16 protein-coding genes and 1 pseudogene are annotated in these 17,076 nt (G+C 32.7%); 10 read left to right on the plus strand and 7 right to left on the minus strand.

Features of this window, described 5'->3' with window-relative positions; all coding sequences use genetic code 11:
* Positions 1-469 precede the first annotated feature (469 nt).
* The 3 genes from Q4Q47_RS21030 to Q4Q47_RS21040 all read left to right on the plus strand — a co-directional run bounded on the left by Q4Q47_RS21030 (position 470) and on the right by Q4Q47_RS21040 (position 2,832).
* Positions 470-1,192 carry a hypothetical protein gene (locus tag Q4Q47_RS21030; protein WP_303308700.1) on the plus strand — a complete coding sequence of 241 codons (723 nt, stop codon included), beginning with the start codon at positions 470-472 and terminating at the stop codon, positions 1,190-1,192.
* A gap of 414 nt (positions 1,193-1,606) precedes the next feature.
* The gene (locus tag Q4Q47_RS21035) at positions 1,607-2,413 is read left to right on the plus strand and encodes a hypothetical protein (RefSeq protein ID WP_303308701.1); all 807 of its coding nucleotides are present in this window, start codon (positions 1,607-1,609) and stop codon (positions 2,411-2,413) included.
* Positions 2,410-2,832, plus strand: a complete 423-nt coding sequence (locus tag Q4Q47_RS21040) for a hypothetical protein (RefSeq protein ID WP_303308702.1) — start codon at positions 2,410-2,412, stop codon at positions 2,830-2,832. The genes Q4Q47_RS21035 and Q4Q47_RS21040 overlap by 4 nt, the downstream gene beginning before the upstream one ends.
* Before the next feature lie 60 nt (positions 2,833-2,892).
* Here the strand turns inward: Q4Q47_RS21040 and Q4Q47_RS21045 are convergent, their stop codons facing one another.
* Entirely contained in the window at positions 2,893-3,930 is a 1,038-nt protein-coding gene (locus Q4Q47_RS21045) for a LacI family DNA-binding transcriptional regulator (protein WP_303308703.1), read from the minus strand.
* 265 nt (positions 3,931-4,195) lie between these two features.
* On the opposite strand from Q4Q47_RS21045, the gene Q4Q47_RS21050 reads away from it, so the two are divergent.
* The 7 genes and pseudogenes from Q4Q47_RS21050 to Q4Q47_RS23925 all read left to right on the plus strand — a co-directional run.
* Positions 4,196-5,011, plus strand: a complete 816-nt coding sequence (locus Q4Q47_RS21050) for an SDR family oxidoreductase (protein ID WP_303308704.1) — start codon at positions 4,196-4,198, stop codon at positions 5,009-5,011.
* Between the two features lie 239 nt (positions 5,012-5,250).
* A complete protein-coding gene (gene uxuA / locus Q4Q47_RS21055; protein WP_303308705.1) occupies positions 5,251-6,432 on the plus strand; it encodes a mannonate dehydratase in 1,182 nt (393 codons plus the stop codon).
* Positions 6,429-7,853, plus strand: coding sequence for a glucuronate isomerase (uxaC, locus tag Q4Q47_RS21060; RefSeq protein WP_303308706.1), 1,425 nt, complete (start codon positions 6,429-6,431; stop codon positions 7,851-7,853). Before uxuA ends, uxaC begins: the two co-directional genes overlap by 4 nt.
* A 9-nt stretch (positions 7,854-7,862) precedes the next feature.
* Positions 7,863-8,861: a TRAP transporter substrate-binding protein gene (locus Q4Q47_RS21065; protein ID WP_408612161.1), complete on the plus strand. Its 999-nt coding sequence runs from the start codon at positions 7,863-7,865 to the stop codon at positions 8,859-8,861.
* Between the two features lie 109 nt (positions 8,862-8,970).
* On the plus strand, positions 8,971-9,438 hold the full coding sequence (locus tag Q4Q47_RS21070; protein ID WP_303308707.1) for a TRAP transporter small permease: 468 nt from the start codon (positions 8,971-8,973) through the stop codon (positions 9,436-9,438).
* Positions 9,438-10,733 (plus strand): TRAP transporter large permease, encoded by a 1,296-nt coding sequence (locus tag Q4Q47_RS21075; RefSeq protein ID WP_303308708.1) that lies wholly within the window; start codon positions 9,438-9,440, stop codon positions 10,731-10,733. The genes Q4Q47_RS21070 and Q4Q47_RS21075 overlap by 1 nt, the downstream gene beginning before the upstream one ends.
* Positions 10,734-10,924: 191 nt before the next feature.
* Positions 10,925-11,374, plus strand: a pseudogene (locus Q4Q47_RS23925) (transposase); the annotation flags it as partial.
* Between the two features lie 77 nt (positions 11,375-11,451).
* Here Q4Q47_RS23925 and Q4Q47_RS21085 read toward each other — a convergent pair.
* The 6 genes from Q4Q47_RS21085 to Q4Q47_RS21110 form a co-directional block, all read right to left on the minus strand.
* A complete protein-coding gene (locus Q4Q47_RS21085) occupies positions 11,452-12,567 on the minus strand; it encodes a DUF7151 family protein (protein ID WP_303308709.1) in 1,116 nt (371 codons plus the stop codon).
* Between the two features lie 556 nt (positions 12,568-13,123).
* Positions 13,124-14,242 (minus strand): 2-iminoacetate synthase ThiH, encoded by a 1,119-nt coding sequence (thiH, locus tag Q4Q47_RS21090; protein ID WP_303308710.1) that lies wholly within the window; start codon positions 14,240-14,242, stop codon positions 13,124-13,126.
* 9 nt (positions 14,243-14,251) lie between these two features.
* Positions 14,252-15,034 carry a thiazole synthase gene (locus tag Q4Q47_RS21095; RefSeq protein WP_303308711.1) on the minus strand — a complete coding sequence of 261 codons (783 nt, stop codon included), beginning with the start codon at positions 15,032-15,034 and terminating at the stop codon, positions 14,252-14,254.
* 1 nt (position 15,035) lies between these two features.
* The gene (thiE, locus tag Q4Q47_RS21100) at positions 15,036-15,686 is read right to left on the minus strand and encodes a thiamine phosphate synthase (RefSeq protein WP_303308712.1); all 651 of its coding nucleotides are present in this window, start codon (positions 15,684-15,686) and stop codon (positions 15,036-15,038) included.
* Between the two features lie 18 nt (positions 15,687-15,704).
* Complete coding sequence (locus Q4Q47_RS21105; protein ID WP_303308713.1) at positions 15,705-16,484, minus strand: hydroxymethylpyrimidine/phosphomethylpyrimidine kinase; 780 nt, start codon at positions 16,482-16,484, stop codon at positions 15,705-15,707.
* Positions 16,485-17,075: a thiamine phosphate synthase gene (locus Q4Q47_RS21110; RefSeq protein ID WP_303308714.1), complete on the minus strand. Its 591-nt coding sequence runs from the start codon at positions 17,073-17,075 to the stop codon at positions 16,485-16,487.
* Between the last annotated feature and the right edge of the window lies 1 nt (position 17,076).

The following is a 17,076-nucleotide window of genomic DNA, read 5'->3' on the forward strand; positions in this document are numbered from 1 at the left end:
GGACATATAAATACCTGGAAGGATAAAGACCATTATATTGAAACATATGCTATTTATAATTGTCGTTTTAATACTGAATTTTTGTCCTTCACCAGAATTTGTGAAATTATAAGATTTATGCTTTGAAGAATGTAAGAAAAACATTATAGCTGAAAAGCACCTCCCACATAAGCTTTCTCTCGAGATGAAAATAATTGTCATTTTTTTTTAATTATACCACCCGTTTTTGCTTTCTTGTTGTGTTAACTATACATAGAACTCGTTTTGTGCTTTTTTATTGAAGTAAAAAATGATATTCTCTTTCTCTCTCTCTCTCTCTCTCTCTTCTTACAAAAATTATTTCCATTACCTCATAGTATTGATATACTATGAAGTGAAAAGGTGTGAGAACTGGAGATTATTTGTAAGTAGAAAAGGTAGTTTTTAATCATAAGAAATAGAAGATAAGTTCATAACATAAAAAATCTAAATGAATAATTCCAATAAAATTAAATCACTTTCAAAAAAATTAGCAGTTTCGTTATTTAGGGGTCAGGGCTCTAGTCTTTTTATGACTGAGGCTAGATATACTGTAGGGGTTACCGATAATGTTGTTATATCTGGTGAAACAAGCTCAGATACATTTGATCAACCAGTAGTAGTCAACTCTATTTTACATATAGAGTCTTATGGTTCCAATATAGATTATATGTTTACACCTACAGGAGCTAGTAATTCGATAGTTACAACCTCATTATTTGTAAGGACTTCTCCAACGGTTAATTTAAATTGGGTTAATGCTACATCCTTTACAGTAACATTATCATCTCTAGCTGCCTTAAGGTTTGACAATTTATCAGTTGCTACTAGTACCAATGGTCAAACTTTTTTTGAATTGAAAACTGCCTATAATACGGGAAGTACTATAACCGAAACAGCTAATGGTATTAGTGTTACAGTAGCTGGTGATTTTAGTTATTCCTTAACGAATTATGATGGTACTTCAGATGCATCAGGTCAAGTTGTTTTATCAAATGTGATTACGACCCCCATTTCATTTGCATTTAACCAATCCGTAGTAGTGAACTCCGTTTTAGCTATAGAGGGTAATGGAGACAGTACAGATTATACTTTTATACTCATAGGCGGAAGTAATTCACCAATTGTGACATTCATAGTTTCTATTGTAGGAACAAGTGTTGATTTAAATTGAAACAATGTGGCATCCTTTACAGTAAACACCTTTTCAGGAGCAGGCTCATATCTCACCTTTGATTATTTATTGGTTCCCCTTTTATTACTGATGGTTATATTTATAAAACATCATCATATATCCAAACCCAGTAGCCCTCTTTATATTAAAAACAGTTTAGGCTTAAAATCTATTAATGTAATGCATATAACCCAGAGGATAGATTTAGCTAAGTGGCCAGTTGGCTCGGTGATTTTGCAAAAGGAACTCGTAAATAAAAACAAATTGCAAGACAATGACCAAAAAATATACAAAAAGAAATACATTAATAAAAAGAAGGAGGAATGTAGTTTAAGACTGAACAGTATAAGTTAAGACTAAATCCCTCTTTTTTAAATTAATTAAAAAAATTAATCACTAATTACATATAAATTTATGAAAATCAAATTAACTAATATAAGAAGAAAGAGCAAAAAATTAATCATTCTGATCCCTGTATTCTTACTTTGTATATTAATATTCAGTTGTTTAAATTTAAAAAAGAAAGATAAGGAGGTTATTGTATTAGATAATTTTTCTTACATTAGCAAAACAATTATTGGTTCAGACGAAATACCTTTGCACGGTTTAATTTTTAAAGAAAAGGATGGTATTGGGAAAGATGCTATTGAAGAAGCTTTAAATTTAATAAACGAATACCTTGGTAATGGTTGTGCTACGGTAGATGAAAATGGCAAGGTTTTATTGAGTTTAACAGAAAAAGAAGTTAAAAGGTTACCAAGAAAACAAAGAGTATTCTATAGAGTTATAAATGAGGTTGTTGCTTCTAGTAAAGAAACTATAATTTCTATATCTAAAGATTCTGAATTTGTTGTAGTTGGTAGTGCATTTTATAATGAAATTGATATATCTGATGTAAATCATTTTGGAACAGGTAAAATATGTAATAAGTTTTCAGTGTTTGCCCATGAAATTAAAGAACAGCAATTACTGCAACGTGGAAAGGATAAGAACCCTCATTTGGCTGGAATATTAGTAGAAGAAGAAATGCTGGGGTATACCAGAAGCTATTTTGATTCATCTGATTTAAAAAAAGTAAGATTTGATGATGTTTCTAAAAAATGGATATGTACAGGCTTTATATATTCATTTTTTGAAAAAGGAAGTAGGAAAATTGAATTGTCTGTTCGCATAGATACTAATAATATTGTTGGAAAGCCTAAGAAAAAAAATATAAGATGAAATCATTAATAATTGTATTGTTTTTTAGTTCTTGTTTTTTATCAGAAAGTCAGATTAAACATGAACATGCATATAAATTTGATAACGTAGAAGAAAGCAGTAATTTTAAAAAAGAATTTAGGGAAAAAGCCCATTTTTTATCAACAGACTGTCAGAATGAAAAGGCTCAAAGATATTTCAGTAAACAAATAGATATTATTAAAGAAAGTGTAAATAATAAAGATGGTCGCATTAATATTAATGAGGTTGCTCGTGCTATAGTATATTTAGAAAGGGTTACCAAAATTAATTCTACTTCGGATAGTAATTACTTTGGAAGGTACAGCCCTACAAAAGAAGATTATGAAGAATGGGAAAAATGGTTCAAGAAAAACTTTCGAAAGATGTGTTGGGAAGACACCACCATAAAAAGCCCTTAAAAAGAATATAATGATTTAGTCTTTTGTTTTAAAAGAAAGGACCATGTCTTATAAATAAACTCATAAATACTTAATATTCTCTTTCGTTAAAAGCTTAATAGGTAAATACCTGTTTTTTTTAGGAACAATGTCATTTATAATAAAATTGAATAATGTCTTTGTACCTTCATAACCTTGGAAAAAAGCATTCTGATCAATTAGAAAATTAATGGTCTCATTTTTAATAAAAAGAGCATTTTCTTCGCTTAAATCGTAACCAATCAGTTTCAAATGTTTTAACCTGTGCTCTTCTATATATTTAGCCATAATACTAACTTTACTAGATGGTACAAACAAGCCCTTAATGTGTTGATTAGCTAATGTTTTGTAAATAAATGTATCAATAGCTATCTGATCTTTGGTTTTAGGAAGTACCACTTCATTTATTTTAATAGACGAAGCTTGCGTATTAAAATACGATTTAAAACCTGAAATTCTATCTTCAATAGCCGAATGATGACTATTGTCTTTTCTAACTTTTACTATGAGAACTTCATCATTATCATGTATTAGCAATGACATAAGTTTAGCGGCAAGTGTACCACTATCAAAAGAATGCTGTCCTATATAGGAAATATTGTTAGCCCCTTGTAATTCAACATTAATAAATACATAAGGTGTCTTTCTTTGTTCTAACTGTATAAGTCGTTTTTTGGTTTCGATTAAAAAAACTGGCGCTAATAATACAGCATCAAAAGTCTTTTCTAATAACTTATCAAAAGCTTCTTTAAAGGAATTCGAATCAAATTGATTAAAGTAAAAATAGCTTACAGAAGTTCTATGGATTTCAATTTCTTTAGAAGCCTTTTCAATACCTTTTTTTGGAAGATACCAAAAATCGGATGAAGACTCAATAGCAGGAATTAAAACTGCAATGTCATATTTTTTATTTAAGGCAAGTGTTCTGGCTGTTTTGTTTATTTGAAAGTTATGTTCCTGAATTATTTTTTCAATACGCTCTTTAGTTTTTTTAGAAACGCCAGATCTATTATGAATCACCCGATCTACAGTTCCAATAGAAACGTTTGCTAAAGCAGCAATGTCTTTAATTGTTTTCAATTTATTTTTTTAAATAAATACTTCTTATAAAATACAAACAAGTAGTTTGTTATACTCTTTTAAAAAGCAATAATAAACGAAAATATTAAATACTAGGTTATTTTTTCTTTGTTTTTCAAATAAAATTAAATAAAATATTTAAATTTGCGTGTGCGTACACGTTTTTTGTTAAAAGCATAATTTATACCTGACAAATGGAGAAGGTAATTATATAATATGAATTAAATTTTGATTCATTAGTTAATGTAAAAAAAATAAAAATAAGATGAATTTATTTAACATAAAAGGCAAAATAGTACTTATTACCGGAGGTTGTGGAGTATTAGGCGGATCTATAACTGAATATTTATTAAGAGAAGGAGCTACTGTAGTTCTATTAGATTATAATGAAGATGTTTTAAGAGAAACAGTAACAAGGTTTAAAAATATTAGCGAAAATGTAGATGGCTTTTTCTGTAATGTAACAGAAGAAGAGAGTTTACAAAAAGTTTCTGATGCTGTTGTTAAAAAATATGGTCATATTGATGTTTTATTAAATGCAGCTGGTGGAAATATGCCAGGGGCTACAATTGGACCGACGCAAACTATCTTTGATGTGAATATGGACCACTTTAAAAAAGTTGTAGACCTAAACCTATTCGGTAGTATTTTACCATCCATTATTTTTGGAAAAGAAATGGCAAAAAATAAAAAAGGCGTGATTTTAAATATTTCTTCCATGACAGCTCAAAGGGCCATTACAAGAGTTGTAGGATATTCTGCTTCAAAGGCTGCGATTGACAATTTTACAAAGTGGTTATCTGTTGAATTAGCATTGAAATATGGAGACGGATTGCGAGTGAACGCTATTGCACCAGGATTCTTTATAGGCAATCAAAATAGAGATTTGTTGATAGATAAAGAAACAGGAAATTATACAGATAGGGGACATACTATTATACAAAACACACCGATGAAAAGATTTGGTGAAACTGATGAATTGAATGGAGCAGTGCATTATTTGTGCTCAGACGCTTCAAAATTTGTAACGGGAATTGTAGTTCCTATCGATGGTGGATTTAGTGCTTTTAGTGGTGTTTAATCGAAAAGAATTCTCCGAGGCTTTGCCTTGGAGTTTCCGTTGAAATTGTCATTCCCGTGAAATCGAAAGATTCATGAATTCATTAATATAAAATAAAAACAATGAATAAAATGGGAATCTAAATAACAAAAATTCGATTTTTGATCAGAAAGGTCAAAATCAAACAAGCGAAATATCTTTATGGCTCTGCCTTGAGGATAGTTCATTTTAAGAATTTTTTTATTAATTAAGAAAAACAAATGAAACAAACATGGCGTTGGTATGGGCCAAACGATCCTGTACAATTATCAGATATTAAACAAGCAGGAGCAATAGGAATTGTTTCTGCGTTACACCAAGTTCCTAACGGAGATGTTTGGACTGTTGAAGCTATTAATGAAAGAAAGCAAATTATTGAAAATGCAGGTTTAAAATGGTCTGTTGTAGAAAGCATTCCTGTACATGAAAATATCAAAACACGTTCAGGAGATTTTAATGTATACATCGATAATTATAAGAAAAGTATAGAAAATTTAACAACATGCGGCATCAACATTGTTTGTTACAATTTTATGCCAGTATTGGACTGGACAAGAACGTCTTTAGATTATGAGTTAACAGATGGTTCTAAAGCTTTGTGTTTCGATGTGACGGCTTTTGCCGCTTTCGAATTGTATTTATTAAAAAGACCGGGAGCAGAAGTTATTTACTCCGATGTAGAAAAGGCAGAAGCAAAAGCGTATATAGACGCTTTATCTGAAGATGAAAAGGAAGTATTGATAAATAATATTATTGCCGGATTACCAGGAGCAGAAGAAGGTTATACTTTGGAGCAGTTTCAAACGGCTTTAGACACTTATACTCATATTGATGATCAGAAATTAAAAGAAAATCTGGTAGCTTTTTTAAAGGAAATTATACCCGTTGCAGCTCAAAATAACGTGTTGATGTGTATACATCCGGATGATCCACCTTATCCCATTTTAGGCTTACCAAGAGTCGTGAGTACCGAAGCGGATTACGCCTATGTATTTGAACAAGTACCTCATATTTCTAACGGAATTACTTTTTGTACAGGATCTTTAGGAGTAAGAGCAGATAATAATTTGGTACAAATTTTTAAACGCTTTGCAGATCGCGTTCATTTTTTACATTTAAGGAGTACTAAAAGGGACGAAAAAGGAAACTTTTATGAAGCGAATCATTTAGAAGGCGATGTAGATATGTTTAGCGTAGTAAAAGAAATCATAGTAGAAGAAGAAAAAAGAAAAGCAGCAGGAAGAGCAGATGCATTGATTCCTGTTCGTCCAGATCATGGTCACCAAATGTTAGACGATTTGTATAAAAAAACCAACCCGGGCTATTCAGGAATTGGACGTTTGCGTGGATTGGCAGAATTGAGAGGTTTGGAAGTAGGAATTTCTAAAAGTTTAAGCCGATGATAAATCAAACAAATCCAAAAGGCTTTATAACAGATAATTTTTTGTTACGATCTAAAGAAGCAGAAATTTTGTTTCATGATTATGCGAAAAAGATGCCAATCGTAGATTATCATAATCATTTATCTGCCAAACAAATAGCTAAAAATAAACCGATTGAAAATATTACCAAAGCCTGGTTAAACGAAGACCATTATAAATGGCGTGGTATGAGAGCTCATGGCGTTGATGAAGCATTTATTACAGGTTCAGTTTCCCTAAAAGATAAGTTTACAAAATGGGCTGCAACTGTGCCTTATACGTTGAGAAACCCTTTGTTTCATTGGACACAATTAGAATTGAAACGTTATTTCAATATAGATACTATTCTACAACCCGATACAGCAGATGCCATTTATGATAAAGCGAATGCTGTTTTAGCTCTAAAGACGCCAGCTGAGTTATTAGAACAAATGAAAGTAGAAGTTGTTTGTACTACCGATGACCCAACTGATTCTTTGGAATATCATAAGCAAATTAAAGAAGGTCATTTTTATACAAGGGTATTGCCGACATTTCGATCGGATGCTTTATTTTTTATAGAAAACACATATGAGTTTACTAACTATTTAGATAAGTTAGCTACCTGTGTTCATTATTCTATTGATAGTCTTGATAACTTGCTCAAAGCAATTGATGCAAGAATTGATTTTTTTCATGAGCATGGATGTAAATTATCTGATTATGGTGTTACGGGACCTTTATATGTTGTTGATTATACAGAAGGTGAGGTTGCGGAAATTTTTGAAAAGTTTTTAAGCAATAGATCTTTAACGGAAAATGACGTAGCAAAATACAGAACCTATGTTTTATTTTATTTGTCTCGTAGGTATCATGAAAAAGGTTGGGTGCAACAATTTCATCTAGGCACTATTAGAAATAATAATAAAAGACTGGTAGCATTGTGTGGAGCAGATGCAGGGTGTGATTCCATAGGAGATTTTTCGTTTGCTGAATCCATGTCAAGATTTTTTGGTAAGTTGGATTATGAAAATAAGCTAGCAAAAACAATTTGCTATAATTTAAATCCTGCACATAATGAAGTATTTGCCAGTATGATGGGGAATTTTAATACAGGAGAATTACCAGGTAAGATGCAGTGGGGGTCAGGTTGGTGGTATTTAGACCAAAAAGATGGTATAGAAAAGCAATTAAATGCGCTATCAAATATTGGCTTGTTAAGTCATTTTGTTGGTATGCTGACTGACAGTCGCAGTTTTTTATCGTTCCCAAGACATGAATATTTTAGACGCATACTATGTGATTTAATAGCTGATGATGTACAAAAAGGATTGATCCCTAATGATATGGCTTTTTTAGGAAAAATGGTTCAGGATATATGCTATAACAATGCTATAAGTTATTTTAAATTTGATACCAACTAAGAACGCTTTATGAAAAATCCAAACCTAAATTTTTTGTTTATTAAACAGCTGCTGGTCTTGATAGTATTATTCATGTTTAGTTCATGTAATACGTTGCAGGATAAAAAAGTTATAAAACTGGCACACGGGTTAGATATAAGTCATCCAGTTCATAAAGCTATGGTGTTTATGGCTGAAGATTTAGAAAAGCGTTCTAAGGGTACAATGAGGATTCAGATTTACCCAAACCAACAACTTGGAACCGAACGTCAGGCATTAGAATTATTACAAATAGGAAGCTTGGATATGACTAAAGTTTCAGCAGCGGTTATGGAGAACTTTTCTCCTAATATGAAAGTGTTTGGATTGCCTTTTTTATTTAGAGATAGAGCGCATACTTTTAATGTTCTGGACGGGGATATAGGCAAGGCACTTTTAGATGGCGGTCAAAAATACTGGTTAAAAGGACTTGGGTATTATGATTCTGGAAGCCGAAGCTTTTATACAAAGGAAAAATCTGTAGAGTCACCGGAAGATTTAAAAGGCTTGAAGATTCGCGTTATGGAAAGTATCACGGCTATGAATATGGTGAGTAGTTTAGGAGGTTCACCAACGCCAATTTCCTGGGGAGAATTATACACCTCTTTACAACAAGGCGTGGTTGATGGTGCTGAAAATAATCCACCTAGTTTTTATTTATCGCGTCATTATGAAGTCTGTAAATTTTATTCTTTAGATGAGCATACATCTGTCCCGGATGTTCTCATTATGGGAACACATTTATGGAACGATTTGAATGCTGAGCAACAAAAATGGGTTCAGGCTTCTGTTGATCTATCTGTTGCATACCAAAGAGAATTGTGGGCAAAGGCAGAGCAAGAAGCCTTGGATGCCGTTAAAAAGGCAGGCGTTCAGGTTATTCATCCTGATAAGTCTAAATTTCAGAAAAAAGTAGCAAGCATGTATGAAGGCTATCAAGATGAAAATGAGATTTATAGTTTAATTAATAGAATTCAAAAAGTAGAATAATACCAGTTTAGTTAAAAATGTTATATAACTAATTTGAACCAGTGAAAAATAAACGAATTATATACCGCATTTTATGATAGAAATAGTATAACACTTTAGTTTGCAAAAAATGGAGATAAGAAAGAAAATAGATAAAATTCTGGGTAATACTTTAGTTTTCATTATGGCTGTTATGGTTATAAATGTACTATGGCAAGTGTTTACCAGATTTATAGTAGGAACACCAAGTTCGTTTACCGATGAACTGGCTAGATATTTAATGATTTGGGTTGGTGTATTAGGAGCCGCTTATATTTCGGGAAAAAAAATGCATGTGGCTATAGATTTAATTCCTAGAAAACTTAATAAAGCAAACCAGATCAAGTTAAAGATCGTTGTAAATATTCTTATCATAATTTTTTGTTTAGGAGCACTTGTTGTAGGAGGAGCCAGATTGGTTTACATTACTCTTATATTAGAACAATACTCTCCTGCATTACAAATTCCACTAGCATTAGTTTATTTAGTGATTCCTATTAGTGGGCTGTTAATTATTTTTTATAAAATTTCAGACATTCTTAACAAACAATTACTCTAATGGAATATATACCAGTCATCATTTTAGTTTTAAGTTTTATTAGTTTATTGTTAATTGGAGTGCCAGTAGCTTGGAGTATCGCCATGTCATCATTATTAACTATGATGGCTAGCTTTCCGGTATTACCGGCGTTAACAACTGTTTCTCAAAGAATAGGTACTGGTCTCGATAGTTTTGCATTACTGGCGATTCCATTTTTTATACTCTCGGGACAACTCATGAACAAAGGTGGTATAGCCCACCGTTTAATAGCTTTTGCTAAAACTTTAGTAGGTGCTCTTCCGGGTGGATTAGCTTTAATAAATGTCATTTCGGCCATGCTTATGGGGGCTATTGCTGGCTCGGCTATGGCATCAGCTTCTGCTATGGGGAGTATATTGGGTCCAGAAATGGAAAAGGAAGGTTATTCTAAAGAATTTGGAGCGGCTGTAAATATTACATCTTCTACTATAGGGCTTGTTATTCCTCCAAGCAATGTATTGATCGTATATTCTTTGGCTAGCGGTGGTGTGTCTATTGCAGCATTATTTCTTGCAGGGTATATTCCCGGAATCTTAACTGGTTTATTTTTAATGATAGTCGCCTCTTTTTGGGCTAAAAAGAAAAAATATAAAGTAGGGAAACGTAGTTCTATAAAAGAAGTCGTAAAAACATTCATAGCAGCTTTTCCCAGTTTAATGCTTTTAGTGGTTGTTATAGGTGGCATTGTTACTGGAATTTTTACGGCTACAGAGGCTTCTGCCATTGCGGTACTTTACACATTAGTTCTTGCGTTTTGGTACAAAGAAATCTTCATTAAAAATCTGCCTCAAATATTTTTAGACTCTTGCGGTACTACAGCTATTGTTATGCTATTAATAGGCGCATCCATGAGTATGTCATGGATTATGAGTTATGAAAATATCCCTCAGGATATTTCTAACTTACTTTTAGGAGTTAGTGATAATCCCATTATCGTTTTATTAATCATTAACTTATTGCTCTTATTTGTGGGTATATTTATGGATATGACACCTGCTGTTTTGATTTTTACGCCTATATTTCTGCCAATCATTACAAAATTAGGCATGGATCCTGTGCAATTTGGAATTGTGATGGTTTTAAATTTGTGTATAGGGCTTTGTACACCACCCGTCGGCTCTGTCTTATTTGTTGGCGTCGGGATTGCCAATACGACTATAGAAAAAGTGGTAAAACCTTTATTGCCCCTTTTTGTATCTATGATTATAGCGTTGTTTCTGATCACTTATTTCCCAGAATTAAGTTTATGGTTACCTCGATTATTTGGGTTATAGGGTAGATGTTGACGTTGACGTATAAAAATAGTGCGGTTTGTGTACGAGGATTTTCCGAAGGAAAATCAGACGTAGCAAAACTGCACTAACAAAACTGCACTAACCTTTGGTTAAACACTAAATTACACATTACTTTTTTACGTTGTGCCCGTTGCACATTGTAAAAGTACAATTATTTAGTGTTTTTGTATATGCAAGGGAAAAAGACTTATCAAGAGCCATTGTTCACGAGTTTTCAATTAAGTGAACGAGTACCAAAGACTAATTTTTATAGACAATTAAGAGCCGTTTTAGATTTACATTTTTTGTGTTCAGAAACACCTCCTTATTATGGTAGCAGCAGACAAAAAAGTATAGACCCCGTAGTATTTTTTTAACTATGTCTGGTTGGCTATTTGGAAAACCTGACCAGTGATCATGAATTAATTAGGCATTGTAGTATGCGTTTGGATATTCTTTATTTTCTAAGTTACAATTTAGATGATAAATTTCCTTGGCACAGCAATATTAGGTGTATCCGACAGCTATTTCCCGAGGCTATTTTTGAAACGGTTTTCACTCACATATTCGAATTATGCGTAAACAAGAGGATGGTGAGTGATCATACCCAAGCCATAGATTCCGTTCCAATAAAAGCCTCTGTAAAGAGGCTTAAATAAAACCTTTTTTATTGAAATTATGGGATTGGACAACGATTACCGTTGTTGAATAGTTTTTATTAATTACTTCTTTTTATGACTAGGTACGGGATTCCACTAGCAGAAAATTCTCCATCAATTTCTGAGCTTAATCTTATTCCCAAGACAATTTCATTTTCTGGAAGATTGTCAATAATGTTATCTGTGATTAAATTTTCTTTTATATTAAAAGTATTATTTGTTCTTATTAATGTATTAGATATTGCTACATTGTCAGTGATATTGTAAAGTTCAAGTGATGCATAATTACTACTATTACCAACATAAGGGTCAGATTCAAAAAATATAGAACCAACATTTTCAAAATTACTTTTATTAAATGTTATTCCTGCGACAATTATAGGAATGGAGCTAGAAGTATTTGCAGTAGACCCTATACCATCCGCAACTTTCAACCTTATTTCTTCATTTATTACACCATCAATTCCATTGCAGACGTATTTAGTTATGTTTATTTCGTTTTCGTCTAATAATTCATTTCTATTTGAATCAACTCCAGATTCGATTTTAACTCCACCATTTTCACATATCGTTCCTTCTGCTTCATCAGTAATATTAGTAAGACTTAAATTACCATTTAACCCGTTGCATGTATAAGTTGTGTATTGAACTTCATTATCATTTAATACACCGTCATTATTTGAATCTATTCCATAGTATATTTTTAAACCGCCATTTTCACAGTTTACACCTGAATCTTCATTGGAAATTTTTGTTAAACTGATATTGCCATCAATTCCGTTACATATATATGCAGAGGACATAATCTCACTTTCATCCAAAATGTTATTATTATTAGCATCTATACCTGAATTAATTCTTATACCTCCGTTTTCACAGTTTTGCCCTTTAGGTTCTGAGATAACTGTTATAAGACTATTACTTCCATTAATTCCGTTACAAACATATTTTGTGTTTTGAATTTCATTGTTTTCAAGTATTCCATTGGAATTACTATCTAGACCAGCTTCAACTCTTAAACCGCCATTTTCACAATTACTTCCACTTATTTCATCAGAAATATTTATTAAACTATTTATTCCGTCATTCCCTTGTAAACCTTGAGTCCCTTCTTCTCCTTCACAGCTTATAAATAATACTATTGTAATTAAATAAAAAAGCTTTACTCTTTTCATATATTTCGATTTTTGATTAAATTATTCCTAACAATTGTATATGCGTACCAGTACACATATTTCTTATTTGTTGAGACCACTAATCTAGCGGATTTTTAATTGTTTTAAAAGTATTTGTAGCCTCAAATGTATATATTTCTGTTGTTTTGTATACTTAGTATTTGTTGATGTTATTTTTATATTACATAAAGATTTGTATTCGAATTATTTGTCGTATATACAGCTTGAAGTATGAGTGACAAACAAGACTGTCTAAAAAGTGTCATTCTGAATATTGCCGAGAAACAAAATATATTTTGTTTCGAAGGTAGGAGCGAAGTTGTGAAGAATTTCTTATAAGTATAATGCATTGATTTACATGAGTATAAGGTTCTTCGCTATAGCCAGTATTGGGCGTAGTCGAAGTACTCTGAATGACAAAATATATTACTTTTTAGACCTCTCCTCATTCTTCGATTGGAATGGCAGTAATCAATTAATAGAATATATTCAATGATATGGATTTACAGATTTTAATAGATCGAACTCACGTTAATCATATCAAAATCACGTTATTTTAGTCAACAGAAACATAAGACTTTGACCAATCTTTCCAGACAACCTCATAACCTTGAGATTGAATCATTTGTTTAATTTGATCGGTAGTACGTTCATCAGAAATTTCAAATTGCTCAAGTGATTCAGATTCTACACTATAGCCTCCCGGATTCGTCTTGGATTCTGCGCTAATAGACGTAATGCCTAAATGAATACAATGATTTCTAAAGGTTTCACTTTCACGAGTAGATAATGACAATTCAACGTCTTCATCCAGTAATCTATAGGCACAAATTAGTTGTACTAAATCCGTATCGGTCATTTCTACTTTTGGGTCTAATCCGCCTTGATGAGGTCTAAGCCTGGGAAAAGAGATAGAATATTTTGTTTTCCAATATGTTTTTTGCAGATATTTTAAATGCAAAGCGGTGTAAAAGCTATCCACACGCCAATCTTCAAGACCAAAAAGAGCGCCCAGACCAATTTTATGAATGCCAGCTTTACCTAATCGGTCGGGGGTATCTAATCGGTAATCAAAATTCGATTTTTTACCTTTTGGGTGATGTGTTTTATAGGTGGCTTTATGATAAGTTTCTTGATATACTAAAACTGCATACAAACCCGAGCTAATTAAGGTTTCGTATTCTTGTTGATGTAAAGGTTGTACTTCGATGCTAATATTTGAGAATTGGGATCGAATCAGGTCTATAGCATGTTTTATGTACGGTACTCCAACAGTTTTGTTGGCCTCTCCTGTTACGAGAAGAATATGATCGTACCCCAATTTTTTAATGTGGGTAACTTCCTTTAATATTTCAGCATCACTCAAGGTTTTCCTTCTAATACCATTATTCATGCTAAATCCACAGTAAGTACAGATATTTTGACATTCATTAGATAGATACATGGGAATATACATTTGAATCGTATTCCCAAAACGTTTCCGAGTAATGGCATTACTGCGTTGTGCCATTTGTTCTATATAGGGTTTAGCAGCCGGAGAGATTAGTTTTTTAAAGTCTTCTAACTCAATTTTATCTTTGAGAAGGACTTTTTCAACTTCCTGAGGAGTCACTTCGTAAATCTCTTTTTCTAAAACAGACCAATCGTATTTTTCAAATGTATCTTTAAAGGACATAGCGTTTTATTAATTTATATCATTTAAAAAAGAGGTTAGTGGACTACTTGCTTCAGCCCGGTTTTTAATGGGAGCTAGTTTCGCGTTATAAGCCATTCTACCAGCTTCAACAGCCATTTTAAAAGCGATTCCCATGTCTACAGGGTTTTGAGATACGGCAATGGCAGTATTTACTAAAACGGCATCAGCCCCTAATTCCATGGCAAATGCCGCATGAGACGGGGCACCAATACCAGCATCAACTATGACAGGAACTTTACTTTGTTCAATAATGATTTCCAAAAAATCTAAAGTTTTAATGCCTTTATTACTTCCAATGGGTGCACCTAATGGCATCACGCATGGTACACCTACATCTTCTAACCGTTTACATAATACCGGATCTGCATGGATATATGGCATCACTACAAATCCGAGTTTTACCAATTCTTCAGCAGCTTTTAAAGTCTCAATAGGGTCGGGAAGGAGGTACTTGGGATCTGGGTGTATTTCCAGTTTTACCCAATTGGTCTGAAGGGCTTCTCTGGCCAATTCGGCAGCAAATATAGCTTCTTTTGCGGTTCTTACGCCAGACGTATTTGGAAGCAAATTAATTTGGCTTCCGTTTAAATGAACAAGCATATCGTCCGATTCCTTTTCTAAATCAACGCGTTTCAATGCTACTGTAACCAACTCGCTTTCCGAAGCTAATATGGCTTCGCGCATTTTATTTGTGCTACTAAATTTACCTGTTCCGGTGAATAATCTCGACTTAAAAGTCTTGTCAGCTATTTTAAGTATATCCGTTGTCATTTTATATTTTTTGATTTGGATTCCAAACCTGTTCTTGCGCTGAAGAGCTGTTTAAAAGTTTGTTGAATTGACTAATTTTATTAAAGTTTTTGGTAATTTCTCCTGAAGCTGCAATACCGTAAACGCCCGTTTTTAAAATGTCAGGAACATCTTTTATGGTGATACCACCAATGGCAATAATCGGAGTGTTTGTTTGTAATGCTTCAAGAATGGCTAGGTAACCGTTTGCTCCTAAAATGGGACTTAAATGGTCTTTGGTAGTTGTAAAACGAAAAGGTCCCAGACCTATATAATCTACTTTTTTTTCGATTAATGCTTCACAGTCTTCAAGTGTATTGGCTGTACCTCCAATAACTTGCCAGGATTCTAAATATTTTTTTGCAATAGTTGGAGAGGTGTCATTTTTTCCCAAATGCACGCCATCTGCTTTTACCTTTTTTGCAATTTTATAATGATCATTAATAATTAAACGTGTTTGATAGTGCCCAGTAATTTCTCTGGCTTCTTCGGCAATTTTTAAAATCTTTTTTTCGGACAAATTCTTTAAACGCAGCTGTACTAATTCTATTCCAGAAGTACATGCTTTTTGGATGTTTTCAAGATGTTCCTTTGTGGTATTTCCTTGTGATATGTAATGTATTTTTGGAATCATAATATTGGCTATTGGCTGCTAGGTATTAGGTGTTAGGTATTGGGGGGTGTATTTGTGCTTTCCTAATAAACTGTCATTAGAATTTAAAAACTGTTCTGTGTACTGTTTTGCATTTTTAGCAGCATCTTCCAATTCTATATGTAATGCTAAATGACTAGCCAGTGAAGCCGATAACACACAACCACTTCCGTGTTTTTCATAAACTTTATCAGTATTTGGAGGTATGTTTACCATGACGATTCTGCTGTGGTGCAAGGTATCCCAACCTTTTTTGTCATTTCGATGTCCGCCTTTTAAATAAATATTGGAGGTTCTGGAAATATGTTCAATCGTATTTTCAATCGTTAATTTCGGATACAAAATTTGAATTTCATCATAGTTAGGCGTGACAATAAAACATTGTTTCCATATGTTGTCTAGTAAATCCTGGCTTTCGGTTTCGTGAAAATCAAAACCAGCACTTGCTTTAATGATTGGATCCAAAACAATTTTGATATCCGCACTTAATAGATGTAATTTGTTTAAAATAAGGTCTAATGTTTTCCAGGATTCTACAATGCCTATTTTTACGACATGGATATCAAAGCGCTCAAATAAGATTTCTAATTGAGCCATAATTAGATTAACTTCTGTCCAAACACATTGTTTAAAATCAATATCATTTTGAATGGTAATAGCTGTACAAACGGATAAACCATGCAACCCATGCGCCTCAAACGTTTTGATGTCTGATGTTAATCCTGCTCCTCCCGAGGGATCATGGCCAGCTATAGTTAATATATATTTATTGTCATTCATTTATCGCTCAAAGTGATTTTTCATCTTTTTAAAAACTTCCACAGGGTTACTGTTATTCCATACACCTCCTAAAACACCAACCCCATTAAAGCCTAGTTTATTAAACTCAGAGAGATTATCAGTTGTTACACCACCCATTCCAATAATTCGTTTATCAATATGGTTTACATCAAAACCCCTGCCTTTATAGCCTTCTTTTGAAATTGAAGAAAAAACAGGGCTTAGTAAGTGATAGTCAAACTCAAACTCACAGTTATTTAAGTCATCAGGTTCATGAAATGAGCTACTAATCGTTTTGCCAAACATATTTAATTCTTTAAAATAATGTCCTGGATTATCTATGTGGTCTCTTCTTTTTTGTTCTTGAAAATGAATGCCTTTTAGATTGTACGTATTGATTAACTCATGAAAATAATGAACCACAATTCGATTGTGGTATTTAACATCAATTTGATTTAAATAGTCACAATGCTCCTGATAATTTTTTTCGGGTTTTCTCAAGTGGTAGTATTCTAAACCAGCTTCGAAAAGCTGATTTAGAATTAAAATTTCTCTATGAATATCCTTTTCAGGAGCAATTAATACGATCATG

This window comes from Flavivirga spongiicola (genome assembly GCF_030540825.1).
Classification (GTDB): domain Bacteria; phylum Bacteroidota; class Bacteroidia; order Flavobacteriales; family Flavobacteriaceae; genus Flavivirga; species Flavivirga spongiicola.

Excerpts from the sequence above, each read along its gene's own strand:
- Q4Q47_RS21030 (WP_303308700.1), top strand. The coding sequence starts at position 470 with ATGAATAATTCCAATAAAATTAAATCACTTTCAAAAAAATTAGCAGTT.
- Q4Q47_RS21035 (WP_303308701.1), top strand. The coding sequence starts at position 1,607 with ATGAAAATCAAATTAACTAATATAAGAAGAAAGAGCAAAAAATTAATC.
- Q4Q47_RS21040 (WP_303308702.1), top strand. The coding sequence starts at position 2,410 with ATGAAATCATTAATAATTGTATTGTTTTTTAGTTCTTGTTTTTTATCA.
- Q4Q47_RS21050 (WP_303308704.1), top strand. The coding sequence starts at position 4,196 with ATGAATTTATTTAACATAAAAGGCAAAATAGTACTTATTACCGGAGGT.
- uxuA (WP_303308705.1), top strand. The coding sequence starts at position 5,251 with ATGAAACAAACATGGCGTTGGTATGGGCCAAACGATCCTGTACAATTA.
- uxaC (WP_303308706.1), top strand. The coding sequence starts at position 6,429 with ATGATAAATCAAACAAATCCAAAAGGCTTTATAACAGATAATTTTTTG.
- Q4Q47_RS21065 (WP_408612161.1), top strand. The coding sequence starts at position 7,863 with ATGAAAAATCCAAACCTAAATTTTTTGTTTATTAAACAGCTGCTGGTC.
- Q4Q47_RS21070 (WP_303308707.1), top strand. The coding sequence starts at position 8,971 with ATGGAGATAAGAAAGAAAATAGATAAAATTCTGGGTAATACTTTAGTT.
- Q4Q47_RS21075 (WP_303308708.1), top strand. The coding sequence starts at position 9,438 with ATGGAATATATACCAGTCATCATTTTAGTTTTAAGTTTTATTAGTTTA.
- Q4Q47_RS21085 (WP_303308709.1), bottom strand. The coding sequence starts at position 12,567 with ATGAAAAGAGTAAAGCTTTTTTATTTAATTACAATAGTATTATTTATA.
- thiH (WP_303308710.1), bottom strand. The coding sequence starts at position 14,242 with ATGTCCTTTAAAGATACATTTGAAAAATACGATTGGTCTGTTTTAGAA.
- Q4Q47_RS21095 (WP_303308711.1), bottom strand. The coding sequence starts at position 15,034 with ATGACAACGGATATACTTAAAATAGCTGACAAGACTTTTAAGTCGAGA.
- thiE (WP_303308712.1), bottom strand. The coding sequence starts at position 15,686 with ATGATTCCAAAAATACATTACATATCACAAGGAAATACCACAAAGGAA.
- Q4Q47_RS21105 (WP_303308713.1), bottom strand. The coding sequence starts at position 16,484 with ATGAATGACAATAAATATATATTAACTATAGCTGGCCATGATCCCTCG.
- Q4Q47_RS21110 (WP_303308714.1), bottom strand. The coding sequence starts at position 17,075 with ATGATCGTATTAATTGCTCCTGAAAAGGATATTCATAGAGAAATTTTA.